Source organism: Streptomyces sp. NPDC052040, from assembly GCF_044548405.1.
GTDB lineage: Bacteria > Actinomycetota > Actinomycetes > Streptomycetales > Streptomycetaceae > Streptomyces.
Window position 1 is genome coordinate 59968 of sequence record NZ_JBIUBV010000012.1, and the last position, 16478, is coordinate 76445.

Annotated in this window: 15 protein-coding genes; 4 read left to right on the plus strand and 11 right to left on the minus strand. The window is 73.3% G+C overall.

Translation table 11 applies throughout. From position 1 onward, the window contains the following. Window positions 1-29: 29 nt before the first annotated feature. From ACIHAA_RS22795 to ACIHAA_RS22805, 3 genes are all read right to left on the minus strand, one after another. Window positions 30-578, minus strand: coding sequence for a GNAT family N-acetyltransferase (locus ACIHAA_RS22795; RefSeq protein ID WP_399819979.1), 549 nt, complete (start codon window positions 576-578; stop codon window positions 30-32). Between the two features lie 117 nt (window positions 579-695). Continuing rightward, the gene (locus ACIHAA_RS22800) at window positions 696-1937 is read right to left on the minus strand and encodes an amidohydrolase (protein WP_399819981.1); all 1242 of its coding nucleotides are present in this window, start codon (window positions 1935-1937) and stop codon (window positions 696-698) included. A gap of 48 nt (window positions 1938-1985) precedes the next feature. After that, entirely contained in the window at window positions 1986-2171 is a 186-nt protein-coding gene (locus ACIHAA_RS22805) for a hypothetical protein (protein WP_399819983.1), read from the minus strand. A gap of 187 nt (window positions 2172-2358) precedes the next feature. Here ACIHAA_RS22805 and ACIHAA_RS22810 point away from each other — a divergent pair, with 187 nt between their 5' ends. Next, a complete protein-coding gene (locus ACIHAA_RS22810) occupies window positions 2359-3702 on the plus strand; it encodes a helix-turn-helix domain-containing protein (protein ID WP_399819985.1) in 1344 nt (447 codons plus the stop codon). Window positions 3703-3705: 3 nt separating this feature from the next. On the opposite strand, the gene ACIHAA_RS22815 is transcribed toward ACIHAA_RS22810, so the two are convergent. From ACIHAA_RS22815 to ACIHAA_RS22825, 3 genes are all read right to left on the minus strand, one after another. Then, complete coding sequence (locus ACIHAA_RS22815) at window positions 3706-5550, minus strand: alkyl/aryl-sulfatase (protein ID WP_399819987.1); 1845 nt, start codon at window positions 5548-5550, stop codon at window positions 3706-3708. 140 nt (window positions 5551-5690) lie between these two features. After that, a complete protein-coding gene (locus ACIHAA_RS22820) occupies window positions 5691-6821 on the minus strand; it encodes a sporulation protein (protein ID WP_399819989.1) in 1131 nt (376 codons plus the stop codon). A 448-nt stretch (window positions 6822-7269) separates the two neighbouring features. Further along, complete coding sequence (locus tag ACIHAA_RS22825) at window positions 7270-8019, minus strand: DUF4142 domain-containing protein (protein ID WP_399819991.1); 750 nt, start codon at window positions 8017-8019, stop codon at window positions 7270-7272. A gap of 238 nt (window positions 8020-8257) precedes the next feature. Here ACIHAA_RS22825 and ACIHAA_RS22830 point away from each other — a divergent pair, with 238 nt between their 5' ends. Next, window positions 8258-9307 carry a permease gene (locus tag ACIHAA_RS22830; RefSeq protein WP_399819993.1) on the plus strand — a complete coding sequence of 350 codons (1050 nt, stop codon included), beginning with the start codon at window positions 8258-8260 and terminating at the stop codon, window positions 9305-9307. Beyond that, window positions 9304-10179 carry a TIGR03943 family putative permease subunit gene (locus ACIHAA_RS22835; RefSeq protein WP_399819995.1) on the plus strand — a complete coding sequence of 292 codons (876 nt, stop codon included), beginning with the start codon at window positions 9304-9306 and terminating at the stop codon, window positions 10177-10179. Before ACIHAA_RS22830 ends, ACIHAA_RS22835 begins: the two co-directional genes overlap by 4 nt. A 30-nt stretch (window positions 10180-10209) precedes the next feature. Here ACIHAA_RS22835 and ACIHAA_RS22840 read toward each other — a convergent pair whose 3' ends face one another. Next, window positions 10210-10887, minus strand: a complete 678-nt coding sequence (locus tag ACIHAA_RS22840; protein ID WP_399819997.1) for a DUF6445 family protein — start codon at window positions 10885-10887, stop codon at window positions 10210-10212. Between the two features lie 108 nt (window positions 10888-10995). After that, window positions 10996-12408 carry a protein kinase gene (locus tag ACIHAA_RS22845; protein WP_399819999.1) on the minus strand — a complete coding sequence of 471 codons (1413 nt, stop codon included), beginning with the start codon at window positions 12406-12408 and terminating at the stop codon, window positions 10996-10998. A 393-nt stretch (window positions 12409-12801) separates the two neighbouring features. Here ACIHAA_RS22845 and ACIHAA_RS22850 point away from each other — a divergent pair, with 393 nt between their 5' ends. After that, window positions 12802-13623, plus strand: coding sequence for a class I SAM-dependent methyltransferase (locus ACIHAA_RS22850; RefSeq protein WP_399820002.1), 822 nt, complete (start codon window positions 12802-12804; stop codon window positions 13621-13623). A 30-nt stretch (window positions 13624-13653) separates the two neighbouring features. Here ACIHAA_RS22850 and ACIHAA_RS22855 read toward each other — a convergent pair whose 3' ends face one another. The 3 genes from ACIHAA_RS22855 to ACIHAA_RS22865 all read right to left on the minus strand — a co-directional run bounded on the left by ACIHAA_RS22855 (window position 13654) and on the right by ACIHAA_RS22865 (window position 16446). Continuing rightward, window positions 13654-14025: a hypothetical protein gene (locus ACIHAA_RS22855; protein ID WP_399820004.1), complete on the minus strand. Its 372-nt coding sequence runs from the start codon at window positions 14023-14025 to the stop codon at window positions 13654-13656. A 67-nt stretch (window positions 14026-14092) separates the two neighbouring features. Next, window positions 14093-14776 carry a TNT domain-containing protein gene (locus tag ACIHAA_RS22860; RefSeq protein ID WP_399820006.1) on the minus strand — a complete coding sequence of 228 codons (684 nt, stop codon included), beginning with the start codon at window positions 14774-14776 and terminating at the stop codon, window positions 14093-14095. 419 nt (window positions 14777-15195) lie between these two features. Continuing rightward, complete coding sequence (locus ACIHAA_RS22865; protein WP_399820008.1) at window positions 15196-16446, minus strand: DUF418 domain-containing protein; 1251 nt, start codon at window positions 16444-16446, stop codon at window positions 15196-15198. Window positions 16447-16478 lie beyond the last annotated feature (32 nt).

The window sequence follows — 16478 nt, forward strand, 5'->3', positions numbered from 1 at the left end:
GCCCGGCCGCGGCGGAGTCGCCCGCGGCGCTATGCGCCGGGGTCCCGGAGGCCGACCGCGTCGTGCCGCCAGAACGGTTCCGCGTAGACCAGTGTCCCGGTCATCCACGGCTCGTACGCCGGGAGCGCGAGGGACTGGAAGGCTCCGTCCGGGATGCGCAGGGACGGTTTGCGGAAGCCTCGGGTGCCCCCGGGCGTGAAGCCGAAGCGGGAGTAGTAGGCCGGATCGCCCTCCAGGAAGACCAGGGGGACGGCCCGCCCGGCGAGTACCGTCAGCCCGCGGCGGACCAGGGCCGAGCCGATACCGCGCTCCTGGCTCTCGGGCACGACGGCCAGGGGGCTGAGTACGGTCACCTCGACCAGCCGCCGCGGGGCGTCGAGCAGACCGCGGGTGAACATGACGTGCCCGACCGCCCGCCCTCCGTCCTCGGCGACCAGGGAGAGGCCGTCCGTGGGCGTGATCGTGGCCCGCAGGGTGTCGACCAGGTCGGCCACGACGGTGCCGTGGCCGCCGAAGGCCCGCAGATGGATGTCCCGCACCGACTCCGCGTCGCCCGGACGTTCCTCGCGAAGATGCATGGCCGGAGGGTAAGGAGAACTCCCGGCCGCCCGCACATGGTTTTAGGGCCTCTCGTGTGGATCAGGCCCGATCCACACGAAAGAGCCTGGCCCGGCACCCGGGCGGGCCGCCGTCGGTCAGTTCACCGGGACGTGGGCCAGTGCCCCCGACACCAGGGCCCGCACGCCCGGGACGAGGGTGGAGAGGTCGGGGGCGAAGCGGGGGCTGTGGTTGCTCGGGACCGCCGTGGACTTCTCCATCAGCTCCGTGCCCGGTGCCGCCGCCCAGACGTCGGCCGGGGTGCTCGTGACGAACCAGTAGCCGTACGGGATCCCGTCCGCCGCCAGATGCGGGAAGTCCTCGCTGCCCATCGCCGGGCCCGGGTCGAAGACCGAGGCGGCGCCGAACACCTCGCCGTGGGCCGCGGCCACCCGCCGGCCGACGGCATCGTCGTTGACCGTGACCGGGAAGTCGGCGGCGACGGTCACCTCGGGCTCGCGCGGGCAGCCCGCGGCCAGGCACTCGCCCGCCGCGATCCGGCGGACCGCGGCGATCATCCGGTCCCGCACCTCGGCCGACTGGGTCCGCAGATTCAGGGAGACGCGCGCCGTCGACGGGATGATGTTGGCCCGGGTGCCCGCCTCGATCCGGCCCACGGTCAGCACCGCGGAGTCGCGGGGCGCGGTCTCCCGGCTGACGACCGTCTGGAGCCGGGTGACCAGATACGCGGCCGTCACCACGGGATCCACCGTCGCCTCCGGGCGCGAGCCGTGGCCGCCCCGGCCGTGCACCACGATGTCCATGTCCGTCGAGGCCGACAGGATCAGACCGGGCCGGTGCGCGTAGAGACCGGCCGGGCCCGGCACCGCGTGCTGGGCGAGCAGCGCGTCGGGGCGCGGGAAGCGCTCGTACAGCCCGTCCTCGACCATCGCCCGTGCGCCCTCGCCGGTCTCCTCGGCGGGCTGGCCCACCACCAGCAGCGTGCCCGACCAGGCGTCGCGCCCGGCGGCCAGCGCGCCCGCCGCGCCGATCAGCCAGGTGACATGCAGATCGTGCCCGCAGGCGTGCATCACCCCCGGCACCTCGGAGGCGTACGGCAGTCCGGTCTCCTCCGCGACCGGCAGCGCGTCCATGTCGGCCCGCAGCAGGACGGCGGGCCCGTCGCCGTTGCGCAGCACCCCGACGACCCCGGTGCCGCCGACGCCCTCGGCCGTCTCGTACCCGGCGGTGCGCAGCCGCTCCGCGAGCCGTCCCGCGGTGCGGTGCTCCCGCAGGGACAGCTCCGGATGGCGGTGCAGGTCCCGGTAGCAGTCCTCCAGGTCCGGCACGGGAAGGTCGGCGGTGAGGTCCAGCGCGGTGCGTGCGGCGGGGGAGGTCACGGGGCCAGGGTAGGCGGCGGGGTGCGGTCCGTCACCGGTGCGGACCGGTCACCGTACGGTGCCGTCCGCGGCGTGCAGATGCCGGACATGCCGGTCCGGCACCGGCTGAACGGCCCCCGCCGGGCCCGCGTTGGCCGCGGTGACCAGGGCGGCCACCGTGACGACGGCGGCGCCGAGTCCTCTGAGGTAACGCGCGTAGATGCGTCCGTGGAGCGCGGAAGGGCGTCCGGGCACGGTGACCGACCTCGCAATGACAGCAATGGATGCAATGACAGCAATGACAGCGATGACAGCAATGCATTAAGCACGCTTAAGGTGACTCCCAACCTAGGGGGTCGGAAGACCCGGCGGAAGTGGGCGGCCACGGGCGAAAAGCCGGAATACGCCGCCGTCAACTGCGCTTACTGACATGATTGATCGCATGGTGAAGCGGGACGACCCGGAGACCATAGGCCGCCGGGTGCAGCAGCTCCGGCACGAACGGGGTCTGACCCAGCGGCAGTTGGCCGAGCCCTCCTACACGCCCGCGTACATCTCCACGCTGGAGGCGGGGCGGGTCCGTCCCTCCGACGAGGCGCTGCGGCACATCGCCGAGCGGCTCGGCGTCGCCTACGAGGAGCTGGTCACCGGCCGTCCGGCCCATCTCGCCACCGCGCTGCGGCTCGGGCTGACCGACGCCCGTCGCACCCTGGCCACCGGTGTGGCCCGGGTCGCGGCCGAGCAGTACGGCGAACTGCTCGCCGAGGCCGAGGCGCACGGGCTGGACGCCGAGCGGGCCGAGGCGCTGCTCGGGCTCGGCGAGTGCGCCCTGGAGCTGGGCGACCTGACGGCGGGCCGCCGTTACTTCGAGCGGGCCGAGGAGTGCCTCGCCGACGCGCCGCTGCCGAGCCGGGTCCCGGCCCTGCGCGGGCGCGCCGTCTCGCATTACCTCGCCGGTGAACTCCGCTACGCCTGCTACCTCCTGGAGTCCGCCCTCGACGAACTGAACCGCTCCGGGCTGCACGACCCGGACGCCCTGCTGCTGCTCTACGCGAGCGCCATCGGGCCGTACATGGACATGGGAGCCCAGGTGCGGGCGGCCCAGGCGGCGGAATTCGCGCTGGCGCTGGCGCCCCGGGTCAAGGATCCCGCCCTGGTGGCCCGGATGCACCGGTCGGTCGCCCGCACCCTCCTCGCGGAGGGACGGATCGCCGAGGCGGACACCAGCCTCGCCAAGGCCGCCGAGCTCTACCGCCAGCTCCAGATCCGCACCGAACTGGCCAACTGCCACTGGATGCGCGGTTATCTCCACGCCCAGAACGGCGAACTGCGCCGCGCTGAGGACGAGTTGCGTGAGGCGCTCGCCATGCTCACCGAGCAGCGGGCGGCCCTCTACGGCAGCCAGGTCGCGGTGGAGCTGGCGGACGTGCTGCACCGGCTCGGGAAGTCCGGTGAGGCCGCGGAACTGCTGCGCGGGGTGCTCGGCGACATCGGCCCCGAGCGGGGCGCGGTGCACTCGGCGGCCGCGCACCGGCTCCTCGGGATCATCGCGGAGGACGCCCGCGACACGGAGGCGGCGGAGGAGCACTACGTACGGGCGCTGAGCCTGCTGGAACGGGCGGGCGCGGCGGGCGACCTGGCGGACCTGTGCCGGCTGCTGGGCGATCTGCTGCGGCGCACCGGCCGGGTGGAAGCGGCCCTGGACGCCTATCGCACGGGCCTCGGGCACCGCACCGCCCCCGGCACCACGACCCTGGGCCCGGCCCCGGCGCAGCCACCGCTGTGAGCCCTACGGCGTCACGACCGCGAACTCCTCCTCCGGCCGGGTCACATACGAGAACAGCCGCTTGAGCAGATCCCGGTCACCGTCCGTCTCGATGCCCGCGAGGCCGCTGCCCCCGAGCAGTGCGCGCAGTTCGGGGCGGGTCAGGGTGAGGGTCAGACCCGCGTGCGGTCTGGGGGTGCGGTGCAGCGGCAGGCTCCGGTGGGTGAGGGCGCCGTGCTCCAGGTTGAGGCGGTGCCTGCACTGTTCGTCGGCCATCACCAGGTCGATGATCAGCCGGGGCTCTTGGGCGGCCCGCGGCCCGTCGATGCGTACCGCGATGGCGTCCAGCAGCATGCTCACGGTGAGCGCCGGGTTCATCCCGGCCGTGTCGCCCGCGGTGCCCGCGCTGCCCGGCCCCTCGCGCAGCTCCATCGCGCCGGTGAGATAGATGTTGCGCCAGGTCCCGTTCTCGGCCCCGTGCCCGAGCCGCTCGTACACGCCCGCCAGCATCTCCTTCGCCTCCGTGTCCGCCGGGTCGGCGAAGACCAGATGGTTGAGGAGGGTCGCGGCGAAGCGCAGGTCACCGGCGTCGGCGTAGCGGCGGGCCGCCGCGCGCATCGCCTCCGGGCCGCCCGCCACCTCCACATGGCGCCGGGCGAGGGCGGCCGGGGGGTGCTCCCACAGATGCGCGGGATTGCCGTCGTACCAGCCCAGATAGCGCTGGGCGATGCCCTTGACGTTGTGGCTCAGGGACCCGTAGAAGCCGCGGGCGTGCCAGGCGGCCTCCAGGGCGGGCGGCAGCCGCAGCTCCTCCGCGATCTCCGGGCCCGTCAGACCGTTGTTCAGCAGCCGCAGCGTCTGGTCGTGGAGATACGCGTAGAGGTCCCGCTGCTCGGCCAGCAGCCGGACCGCGTTCTCGTGCCCCCAGGTCGGCCAGTGGTGCGAGGCGAAGACCACGTCGTAGGCGTCGCCGAAGAAGTCGATGGTCTCGTCGAGGTAGCGGGACCAGGCGTGGGCGTCGCGGACCGGGGCGCCGCGCAGGGTCAGGATGTTGTGCAGGGTGTGGGTGGCGTTCTCGGCCACGCACAGCGCGCGCCGCTCGGGGAAGAGGAAGTTCATCTCGGCCGGGGCCTCGGTGCCCGGGGTCGTCTGGAACACGATGGGCACGCCGTCGACGGTCTCCCGCTGCCCGGTGCGGGTGATGTCGACGGTCGGCGGGACGAGGGTGATCGTGCCGGTGGACAGGGCCGTGCCGAGACCCGAGCCGATCTGCCCGCCGGGTCCCTTCGGCAGCCGGGTGCCGTACATGAAGGCGGCGCGGCGGGTCATCGCGGTGCCCGCGAACACGTTCTCGCTGACCGCGTGTTCGAGGAAGCCGACGGGTGCGAGCACCGGCACCCCCGTTTCCTCGCCGTGCGGCAGCACTCCCCGGGCGCCGCCGAAGTGGTCGACATGGCAGTGGGTGTAGACGAGTCCGGTGACGGGGCGGGGGCCGCGGTGGCGCCGGTACAGGTCGAGTCCGGCCGCCGCGCATTCGGCGGAGACCAGCGGATCGATAACCAGGACCCCGTCCCGGCCCTCGACGAGGGTCATATTGGCGAGGTCGAGTCCGCGCACCTGGTAGACGCCCTCGGTCACCTCGTACAGCCCCTGGCGCACACAGAGCTGCGACTGCCGCCACAGCGCGGGATGCGCGGTGCCGGGGCAGTCCCCGCCGAGGAAGCCGTAGGCCTCCCCGTCCCACACCACCCTGCCGCCCGCGTCCCGCACCGTCGCGGGCTCCAGGGCGGCGATGAAACCGCGGTCGGCGTTCTCGAAGTCGGTACGGTCCTCGAAGGGCGGAGAGCCTTCGCGCGGCGGAACGTCCATGGAGCCAGCCTCCGGGCGCCGCGCGGTACGGGCCAGCGGTGAGCACCCGTTCGAGGCACCGCCCGGCGCGGGCCAGCGGCGAGCACCCCTTCGAGGCACCCCACGGCCGCCGCTCCGGGGGACGCCGTGGACCGGATGGGCTAGTCGTCGTCGCCCCCGTCCTCCTCGTCTTCGAAGAAGTCGCCGATCTCGTCCACCACTTCGGCCGCGACCAGGCCGCCCACCACCCCGACCGCCAGCCCGGCCGCTCCCGCGCCGACCGCCGTGCCGATCCCGGGTCCGGAGCGGTGCCCGTCGTGACGCCCGCCGTCGTGGTCGCCGTAGTGCCCGGCCTGATGGTCGCCATGGCCGCCGTAGTACCCGTCGTGGTGGCCGTGGTGGGGGCCGCCGTACGGACTGCCGTAGGGACTGGCGTAGGAGCCGCCGTCGTGGACCGGGTGGCCGCCGCCGTACGGGGCGGGGGCGTGGGCTCCGGGCAGCGCACCCGCTCCCTGGACCGCCCGGTGGTCGAGGAGCCGGGCCATCCAGCCGTCCACCTCCGCGTTCCAGTCGCGGGTGTGGGCCTCGTGGTGGCCGACCGTGAAGTGGGCCAGGGCGTCATGGTCCGAGGAGAAGAGGCCGCCGCGCTGGTCGGCCTCCAGGACGATCCCCACGCCCTCGGGAGAGGCGAGGAAGGTCAGCTCGACCTCGGTCACCGTGTGCGCGTACCGCGGGGGCGGGGTCAGTTCGATCTCCTGGTAGAAGGGGAGCTGCTGGCCGGTCCCGCCGATCCGGCCGTACTCCAGGTCCGCCGAGCGGAAGCCGAAGCCGAGCTGTCCGAAGGCCTCGAGAACCGCCTCCTGGACCGGCAGCGGGCCCACCGCCAGCGGGTCCAGGTCGCCCTTGTCCCGGGCCCCGGCCACCGCCAGCTCCGTGCGCACGCCGAGGACGATGCCCAGCCGCTGCCCGTACAACTCGGTGATCGGGGTCTCCCAGGGCAGCGGCACGCTGAACGGGACGCCGATCCGCTCCTCCGCGCCGAGCCGGAAGCCGCCGCCGACCGTGAACCGGGCGAAGGGAAGGGCGCCTTCGCTCTCGCCCTCCTCGTGCTCCGCCTCCACCCGTGCGATCAGCTCCAGCCCGATGTGCTCGATCTCCACGGCTGAACCGCCGCCGCGCAGCTCCACCCGGCCGGACAGCGTCCCGCCGGGCAGGGCCGTGCCCCCGTCCAGGACCGTGTCCACCGAGGGGCCGTGGGCACCGATCGCCCCGAGCAGCCGTTTGAACACCATGCCGGTGCGCTCCTTCACTGATCGCCTTCGCCGTCCGTCCGGCGGCCCGCACCCGCGGGTGGTGCGCGACCGATCCGCTGTCCGTGGAACCGGTCGCACGGGTAAAGAAGTTCCCAAGTGCCCGGGGGGAGTTCGGACGTCACCCGGATGGAGGACGAGGCAGCGATCCGGTACCGGAAGGTCACCTTCCTGATGTGGCCGAAACGTGATGGGGCAATGAACTCGTCGCGCTTTCAACGAGGTTGACAGCCTTGGAGCGGTGATCGAACATGGCTCAAACCGGAGCGCAAAGCGCCCCCGCGTGCGCCCCTTGCGCCCCCGGTGCCCAGTGACCTTCCTCCACGGGCCCGGCGCTCTAATCCCCCGATGAGCGCCGGGCCCACCTTTCTGCCCGGCGGCCGCGCGGAGGTCGGGCCGCCCCGCCGCGGAGGCCGACCGGTCGCGGAGGTCAGCCCGTCGTGGGGGTCGGCACCGGGGACGGGGTGGTCGACGGGGGCGGGGTGAAGCCGGGCGGCGGGGAGAGGATCACCGTCGGTTCGCCGGGCGCGGGCGCGGGCGGGGTCATGCTGGCCTTCGGGAGCTTCGGCGGGGTCGTCTCCTGGAACAGGAGGGTGTCGAAGTCCACCAGGCCCGTCTGCTCCATCACCGTGATGTGGTCGAGGACCGTGTCGTTCGCCTGGTCGGCCAGCTGGCGGACCAGCGTGTTCTTCGTGGTGGCGCGGATGTTGGCGATGACCGGGAAGATCTGGCCGTGCGTCAGCCGCAGGATGTTCGCCAGGTCGTAGTCGAACTTCTTGCCCTGGTCGGCCGTGAGCGTCGCCACGAACCCCTGCTGCTGCGGGCTCGCCTGGTTCGGCAGGGTGATGCCCAGCTCCGCGGCCACCTTGCGGTCGGTGGCGTCGAGGTTGGCGTGTCCGTTGATCAGGTGCTCACCGGCGATCCGCACGGCGGGCGTGGTGCCCTTCTTCACGGCGAGTTCGCCCGAGGGAAACTCCCACAGACCGGCGGCCCGCACCTTGACGACGAAGTCGCGGTCCGCCTCGGTCAGCGGTCCCGACGCGGTGTTGGCGATGACACGCGCCGGAGCGCTCGACACGGTCTGCACGCCCAGCATCGAGGGATAGACGAGCGCCGTCAGCGTCAGCGTCAGGGCACCCCCCACGAACAGGGTTCCCGCCGCGTTCCGCGAAATGCGCATGGCACCTCCTGGTTGATCGAACGTCCAGGGATACGCGCACGGCGGCACCCGAAACCTTTTCCCCAGGCAAAATCCGGGCCTCCCGCTGTGGCCGTCGTCACACAGGGCGCGCCCCGAGTCCCCGGTCGTCTCCCCGGAACCGCTCGTCGGAGCACGGAAAGACGGTGCGTGGCGGAGCGGGGAGGCGCGGATCGGCACCCGCTATGTTCGATCCGAACATCGGACATTCGGGGTTGGCATGCAGAAGGCGGATGCATTGACCGCGGCGGCGGATCCGACTGCCGCCGCCCCCGGGGCGGCCGCCGACGGGCCCCCGCCCCCGCCCCCGGGCGGCCCGCGAAAGCTCCCCTGGCCGCTGCTCTTCGGTCCGGCCGTCCTCGCGGGCCCGGTGCTGCTCCTGCTCGGCCGGTGGCTGGAGCAGCCCGTCATGCAGGCCTGGCGGACCGTGTGCCTCGCCATCGTCGTCCAGGCGCTGCCCTTCCTGCTGCTCGGCACCGCGCTGTCCGGTGCCATCAACGCCTTCGTACCGGCCCAGGTGTTCACCCGGGTGCTGCCCCGGCGGGCCGTGCTCGCCGTGCCCGTCGCGGGCGTGGCCGGTGCGGTGCTGCCCGGCTGCGAGTGCGCGTCGGTGCCGGTCGCGAACAGCCTGATCCGCCGGGGGGTGACACCGGCCGCCGCCTTCGCGTTCCTGCTGTCGGCCCCCGCGATCAACCCGGTCGTGCTCACGGCGACCGCGGTCGCCTTCCCGGGCAGCCCCGTCATAGTGCTGGCCCGGCTGCTCGCCTCGCTCGCCACCGCGGCCGTGATGGGCTGGCTGTGGCTCTGGCTGGGCCGCGAGGAATGGCTGCGGCCCACCGTGCGGCACACCGGGCACCGGCCGGGGCACAGCCGCTGGACCGAGTTCCGGCTCGGCTTCCAGCACGACTTCCTGCACGCGGGCGGCTTTCTGGTGCTCGGTGCCATGGCCGCGGCCACCTTCAACGTCGCCGTCCCGCGCTCGGTGCTGGACGCCTTCTCCGGCTCCCCCTGGCTGTCGGTGCTCTTCCTGGCCGGGCTCGCCGTGGTCCTCGCGGTGTGCTCCGAGGCCGACGCGTTCGTCGCCGCCTCGCTCAGCGGCTTCCCGCCCACCGCGCGGCTGGCGTTCATGGTGGTCGGGCCGATGGTGGACCTCAAGCTGATCGCCCTTCAGGCGGGCACCTTCGGGCGAGCCTTCGCCGCCCGCTTCTCCACCGCGACGACCGTCGTCGCGGTGCTGTGCAGCGCGCTGGTCGGAGGGGTCCTGCTGTGAAACGTCCCGCCCAGGTGCTGCTGCTCGTCCTCTGCGGGCTCGGTCTGCTCCATGTCTCGCTCTTCACGGACCTGTCCCTGCGCTATGTGAAGGAGGGACTGCGGCCGCTGCTCGTCGTGTCGGGGGTGCTGCTGCTCGCCCTGGGACTGCTGGACGCGGCGTCGGGCCTCGGCCGCGGTCGCCGCAGCGGCCGTAGCGACAGCGGCGGCCGTAGCGACAACAGCGGTCGTAGCGACAGCAGCGATCACGGCGGCCATGACGAGCACGCCACCGACGGCGACCATGCCACTGACAACGAGCGCACCACCGACGGCGAGCACGGCAGCCAAGGCCATGAGGGCCACGGGCACGACCACTCCGCCACTCCGCGGGTCGCCTGGCTGCTCTTTCTGCCCGCGCTGAGCCTGCTGCTCTTCGCGCCGCCGGCCCTCGGGGCCTACACCGCCGCCCGCCAGGCGCCCACGGTGGTCAAGGAGCAGCAGCGCTTCGACCCGCTGCCCCGCACCTCACCGGTCCCCATGACCCTCACCGGCTTCACCACCCGGGTGCGGCAGGACCATGCGGGGGACATCAGGGGGCGCGTCATCCGGATGTCCGGCTTCGTCACCCCCGACAAGCGGGGCGGGGGCTGGCAGCTGACCCGGATCATCTTCAGCTGCTGCGCCGCTGACGCGCAGACCGTCCTGGTGCGGGTGCACGGCAGGCCCGCCCCGGCCGCCGACACCTGGGTGGCCGTGACGGGGACCTGGCACCCCGGCGGAACCCTGGGCACCTCGTCCGCGCCCGCCGCGCTGGACGCCCGTACCGTCGAGCGGATCACCCGGCCCGTGAACGCGTACACGGACGACCTGCCGCTGAACCCCACCCGCTGACGGCACCGCCCGGGCCCCGGGGCGGTGCCGTCAGGCCATCCAGAAGAAGACGGCTGTCATGCGCTTGTCCTCCAGCTCGCTGCCGCAGTAACCCGTGGCGCTGTGCATGATGTTGGCCTTGTAGAGGAGCAGCCGGTTGTAGCGCTGCGGCACGCGGATGTCCTCGGTGAAGGCGTCCGGCGCGACATAGCGGGTGCCCAGTGCCTCGACCAGGTTGGTGTGCGGCGCCTGCACCATGTTGCCGCCGAGGACACCGCCGGGCAGGCTCTGCCGGAAGAAGCTCGTACCGCAGTCCTTGGGGATGTCCGGGCTGAGGTAGAGCACCGACGCATAGCGGCACAGCGCCCGCGAGTCGGTGTGGGGGCGCGGTTCGCCCTCGTCCTTGCCGACGACCTGGATGCAGTTGTGGTTGAGCGTGCCGCCGCCGGGCGCGGTCTCCTGCCACAGCTTCTGGGCGCCCGTCTCCTTGCGTACGAGCCGTTCGACGCGCCCGAGTTCGGACGGTTCCAGGCCGGGCATGGTGCGCAGCCCCGGCCAGCTCTCCTGGGTGTACGGATGGCCCTTGGTCCACTCGTCCTCGCCCTTGGCCAGGCACCGGGCGCGGATCTCGTCCACGTTCGGCAGGACGTCGTCGATGATCCAGTAGTCCCGGCCGCGGGTGGGCTTGCGGTACGGGAGTACGGGCAGGCGCGGGGGCTGTGGGGGCATGCCGGTGAACCTACAGTTCGGGCCCGGCGCGGTTCCTTTTCGGATGGTCAATGTTCTGTCAACACAACGCCTTTGCGGGGCAGGGGCGTTGACGGGAACAGGGTGGGGTCAGGGGGCGGGCCGTACCGGGCTGGACTGTGTCTCCTGGGGGGTCTCCGCGGAGCTGCTGTCCGGCGAGAACACCGCCATGCTCACGAACATCGCGGTGAGGAAGAGCGCCGCCGCGGCGATCAGCCCCATGGCGCGGGGCCGCGCGGAGGCGAAGGCGCGCAGCGAGCCGGGTGCGCCCCGGCCGCCCGCCGCGGACCGGTCACGGCGTCCCGCCGGGGTCGCCCGCTCCCGGTGACCGGCCGGGGCGGACCGGTCACGGTGGCCCGCGGTCGGCGGACGGTCGCGGTGTCCGGCCGTCACCGGGCGTTCGCGGTGGCCCGGGGCCACCGGGTGCTCCCGGTGGGCCGCCGCGCCCGGGCGTTCGCGGCGCGCGGACTGGGCGGGGCGCTCCCGGTGGGCGGAGGCCGCGGGGCGTTCCCGGTGGCCGCCCGGCTGGGGGCGCTGGCGGTGGGCCGCGCGATGGCCGGGGACGGGTCCGGCCGAGGGGAGCTTGTACGTCGTCGCCGGGCCCGTGTCCGCGGCGGGCAGGGTGGGCGGTTCCAGGGCGGCCGCCGGTGCGTGGCGCGGCTGCGGTGCGATGGCCGGGAGCGGTTCGGAACGCCCCTGCCAGGCGCCCGTACCGAACCAGTCGGCGACCTGGTGGGCGGTGGGCCGGTCCTCGGGCCGCTTGGCGAGCAGGCTCAGCAGATAGTTCTCGAAGGCGGGCGGCAGCGGGACGCCCAGCTCCCGGGGCGGCACCGGGGTGCTGTCCAGATGGTGGTGGAGGATCGCGATCGGGGTGTCGGCCCGGAACGGCGGTTTCCCCGTGAGGAGTTGATAGAGCACACAGCCCAGTGAGTAGACGTCGCTGGGCGGTCCCGCGGGCTTGCCGAGGGCGCGTTCCGGCGCGATGTACAGACTGGTGCCGACGATCTGCCCGGTCGCCGTGAGCGCGGCCGAGGGGTCGTCCATGAAGCGGGCGATGCCGAAGTCGCCGATCTTGACCGTGCCGTCCGCGTCCAGCAGCAGATTGCCCGGCTTGATGTCCCGGTGCACGATGCCCTGGTCGTGGGCGACCGCCAGCCCGGCCGCGGCCTGTGCGGCGATATGGGCCACGCGCTCCGCGGACAGCGGGCCGTCATCGGTGAGGACCCGGGCGAGGCTGTCGCCGTCGACGAGTTCCATGACCAGGAACAGCCGCTCCTCGTGCTCGCCGAAGTCGAGCACACCGACGGCGTGGGGGTGGTGCAGCCGCCCGGCGGTCTGGGCCTCCAGCCGGAAGCGGGAGGCGGCGGTGGGGTCGGAGTTCTGCGCCAGCAGCAGCTTGACGGCGACCGGTCGGCCGAGCATCCGGTCGTACGCCCGCCAGACCTCTCCCATCGCGCCGCGCCCGATGGTGGTGTTCAGCTCGTACCGGCCCGCGATCAGCACCTGTTGTTACATCCTCATGCCGTTGGACGAATGCCGTGAGACCGCTCGACCGCCCCCGGCCATGACGCCGTCGGAACGGGCGACGGCGGAGAGCCGGAGCGGATCCCAGCCTAGCGGCACCGGACCCGATTCGATCACGCTCTCCCCCCGGTGGTGACCGACGGGTGACGGTACGTCCGCATCCTCGCCCCGAGTCCGCCACTCCCGACGGCCCGTCAGGCTCGTCCGCGAACAGGACTGCCGGACAAGGCGGTTCGCCCGGGCCCGTTGTTTCCGGTGAAGAGGCGGCCGGAACGGGCTCGTCCGGCGGGCTGCGTCCGGACGCATGAATTACGGGCCCGGGCCGCCGGAGGGCAGGGCCGTGCGGGCGGCGCCGCGCATAGGGTCCCCGGCATGACGGACATGCTGAGCAGGCCCACCATCGGGGAGCTTCAGGAACGCGCCCACCACGAGGGGCACGACTACGCCAAGGGCTCCCCCCACATCCGCCACCACCGCATCCGCGAGCGGGTGATCGCGGGCCTGCACACCCTGGTCGGCGAGGTCACCGCGCGCACCGGCCGCTGCCGGGTCCTGGAGGTCGGGGCCGGACACGGCACCTTCACCGACCACTTGGCGGCGGCCGGGGCGAGCGTCGAGGTGACGGAGATGAGCGCCCCCAGCGCGGCGGTCCTGCGGCACCGCTTCCGCAACAACCCGCGCGTCACCGTGACCCACGACCCGGAGGGCGGCCAACTCCTGCGCACCGACCAGGTCGACGCCGTGGTCTGCATCTCCGTACTGCACCACATCCCCGACTACCTGGGCACCGTCGGACACCTCGTCACACGGATCGCGCCCGGCGGCGCGTTCTTCAGCGTCCAGGACCCCCTGTGGTACCCGCGCCGGTCCGGTGCCTCGATGCGGCTGGACCGCGGGGCGTATCTGCTGTGGCGGCTCGGCCAGGGCGATCTGCGGCGCGGACTGGCCACGCGGGTGCGCCGACTGCGCGGCCACTACGACGAGACGAACGAGGCCGACATGGCGGAGTACCACGTCGTACGGCAGGGCGTGGACGAGGTGGCCCTGCGGGAACTGCTCTCGGCCGCCTTCGAGCGGGTGGAGCTGCGGCGCTACTGGTCGACGCAGTCGGGTGTGCTCCAGTCGCTCGGCGAACGCCTCGCCCCCGCCACCACCTTCGGCCTCTATGCCCGCAACCGCCGCCCGGAGGACTGAGCGCGGCCTGCGGCCAGGGGGGACGTACCTTCAGGCGCCGTCGTCCCGGTCCTCACCCCGGCCGTGCCCGGCCGCGTGGTGGAAGTCCTCCCAGGCCTGCCGCTGGATCTCCTCGGGGTCGGCGAGGAGTCGCTCCAGGGGTTCCGCGGCCTCGGAGGAAGGCGGGGGGACCCGGGTGAGCAGGTGGTGGAGATGCGCGCAGGCCTCCGCCTCGGTGGCGAAGTGCCGTACGTCGGTGTCCCGGGAGCGTTCGCGCAGACCGACCGCCCAGCGGGCGCCCTCGGGGCGCAGAAAGTAGTAGGCGTCGGGCTGGAGGGGTACGGCGTGGACCCCGGTGATCTCGTACAGGGGGTCGGGGACGCCCGCGGAGCGGAGCCTGTCGGCGAGTTCGGTGCGGTTCATCGCTGCCGTCCGTCCTCCGTGTCCCGGGTGGTCCGGCGGATCCGGGGCCACCCGGGGCCGGGCGGCGTCAGGTTACCGGCAGTTCCTTGAGGTTGTGGGAGGCGACGAGGTCCGGGATCGACGGGGTCGTCAGATACTGGAGACCCAGGCCGGGCTGGCCGAACCAGGGCCGGATCGGGCCCGCGGCGACGGTGAACGGGCGCACGACCCGGTACAGGTGGTAGCTGAACGGGTGGTTCGGGTCGTAGGTGTCCAGATTGCTCGGCGGGATCGCGCGCCGGGCGTACGGGGTGCCCGCCGGGGCCAGGAAGTGGCCGAAGCCGCTGCCGAACAGATCGAGCAGCTGTCCCCGGCGCAGGGTCTGCGGGTGCTCGACCGGCCTGCCGTTCCTGAGGACGAAGCCGTTGTTGTTCGGGTACCACCAACCGGACATCGTGGTCGCCGGGTTGGTCTGCCAGAAGCACCGGATGAAGCGGGAGGCGGTGGTGTCGTCCGTACGGTGATAGCCCCTCAGCATCCGCCCGAGCGGGCCCGACCGGGGGAGGTGCGCCGGTCCCAGCCGCCAGTCCATCCGGTAGTACCGCTGGAGCGGCGGCGGGGCGGTGTTCGTTCCGCGGTCCCGGTTCATGGTGGGACAGTGGAAGCGGTGCGCGGCGCCGGCCTCGGTGGCCTGGGCGGTGGCCGGTGCGATACCGAGCAGGAGCAGGAGCGATGCGAGGGCGCTCCGTACGACGACGGGCAGTAGGCGCATCCGGTGTCCCCTTCGTTTCCCCGGCGCCGGTCGGCGCCTGTGAGCGGGCGCGGGCAGCCGGTCGCGAAGCGGGAGTGACGGGCGGCCTCGCCGTGGTCCGCGGCCAGTCCATGCGCGCGGCACACGACCGCGGCGGAGGCGCCGCAACGCGTCACCCGATCCGATGAACACAATTCCCCGGACAGCCCAAGGCGGTTGCGCGGGGCGCCGGGGCGTGATGGGGGACTACGGGCGGTCCGTCGCCCTGGGGGGAGGGGTGCGGGTGGCTCGTCGTGCTGGGGGGACTACGGGGGTTCGTTGCCCGGGGCCGGCCCGCTGTGGCAGGGAAGTCCTTCCGGTCGGGGCCGATCGTCCGCGGACGACGGACCGGCACCCGGCGAGGGCCGGGTGCCGGTGCGTGGTGCTCGGGGGCGGTGGGGTTACGGCAGTGCCTGGGCCGGTACCGGGAGGTCTCCGCGCGCCCTGCGGGGCCCGCGTCCCTCGGGGACGTACCGCGCGAGCCCGGTCGCCCGGCCCATCAGCCACTCCAGGGGGCCGCGCCGGAAGAAGCGGGACCACAGGGTGGCGAAGACGGCGGCGGACACGATGAAGCCGAGCAGTTCGTGCATCGCCGTACCCGGCAGATCGTCCAGGTCGGGGCCCAGGACCCGGATCGCGAGGATGTGGAGGACATACGCCGTCAGCGACATGGAGCCCACCGCGACGACCGGCCGGGCCAGGCGGCGCAGACGGGGGAAGGAGTCCATGGCGGTCAGGCAGAGGGCCACGACGGTGATCGCCACACCCGTGTTGGCGACGATCGACAGGGTCGTCTCGCTGTGCGGGGCGGCGGCCAGCATCCAGGCCGGGGTGGTGCCGTCCGGGGAGCCCGCGGTGTCGGACCACCAGGCCGACGCCGCCGAGCCGCCCGCCCCGGAGGCCGCGATCGCCTTCACGGCGCCGGGGAACAGGTGCAGCGCCAGCCAGGAGCCGCCGTAGCCGACGACCGCGAGCGCCGCGCCGGTGAGCGCCGTCCGGGTGCGGACGGCGGCCGAGGACAGGTCGAGGCGGGCTACGGCCATGCCGGCCAGAACGAAGGAAAGCCAGGTCAGGGCCGGGTAGCTGCCCGTGAGCAGCAGGGAGACCAGCCCGTCGGGGTGGCCGTCCGCGGGGGACGTGCCGATGCCGCCGGCCATCGGGGCCAGTGCGTAGAGCAGCTGCGGGAACACCAGGGCCGTACCGGCCGCCAGGGCCGCGAGCGGGCCCGCGCCGAGCCGGTACAGCGGCAGCACCAGCAGGAAGAACAGCCCGTAGAAGGCCAGGATCACATCGATGGGGGTGCCCCACATGGTCAGGGCGCTGCCCAGGGCCAGCAGGATGACGGCCCGGATGACCACCTTCGCGACGGCCTGGCGTCCGGCGAGCCCGGTCTTCGGGGTACGACGCCCGGTGATCAGGACGACCGCGAAACCGGCCAGCAGGGCGAACAGGGCGGAGGACCGGCCGCGGGACAGTTCCATCAGGAAGCCGGTGACACCGCCCTGGTCCGGGTCGGGTCCGACATGGGCCGCGAACATGCCGAAGACGGCCAGGCCGCGGGCCAGGTCCACGCCGACCAGGCGGCTCGTGGAGGGCGTCCTGCCGTCCGCCATGCGGGCCGGGGGCGCCGTGAGGGCTGCGTCGTATGCCATGGATCCAGAGTGAAAAGCACTGGTCAGGCGGG

Coding starts and splice junctions, on each gene's coding strand:
- ACIHAA_RS22795 (WP_399819979.1), bottom strand. CDS start 578: ATGCATCTTCGCGAGGAACGTCCGGGCGACGCGGAGTCGGTGCGGGAC.
- ACIHAA_RS22810 (WP_399819985.1), top strand. CDS start 2,359: ATGGTGAAGCGGGACGACCCGGAGACCATAGGCCGCCGGGTGCAGCAG.
- ACIHAA_RS22815 (WP_399819987.1), bottom strand. CDS start 5,550: ATGGACGTTCCGCCGCGCGAAGGCTCTCCGCCCTTCGAGGACCGTACC.
- ACIHAA_RS22820 (WP_399819989.1), bottom strand. CDS start 6,821: ATGGTGTTCAAACGGCTGCTCGGGGCGATCGGTGCCCACGGCCCCTCG.
- ACIHAA_RS22825 (WP_399819991.1), bottom strand. CDS start 8,019: ATGCGCATTTCGCGGAACGCGGCGGGAACCCTGTTCGTGGGGGGTGCC.
- ACIHAA_RS22830 (WP_399819993.1), top strand. CDS start 8,258: ATGCAGAAGGCGGATGCATTGACCGCGGCGGCGGATCCGACTGCCGCC.
- ACIHAA_RS22840 (WP_399819997.1), bottom strand. CDS start 10,887: ATGCCCCCACAGCCCCCGCGCCTGCCCGTACTCCCGTACCGCAAGCCC.
- ACIHAA_RS22850 (WP_399820002.1), top strand. CDS start 12,802: ATGACGGACATGCTGAGCAGGCCCACCATCGGGGAGCTTCAGGAACGC.
- ACIHAA_RS22855 (WP_399820004.1), bottom strand. CDS start 14,025: ATGAACCGCACCGAACTCGCCGACAGGCTCCGCTCCGCGGGCGTCCCC.
- ACIHAA_RS22860 (WP_399820006.1), bottom strand. CDS start 14,776: ATGCGCCTACTGCCCGTCGTCGTACGGAGCGCCCTCGCATCGCTCCTG.
- ACIHAA_RS22865 (WP_399820008.1), bottom strand. CDS start 16,446: ATGGCATACGACGCAGCCCTCACGGCGCCCCCGGCCCGCATGGCGGAC.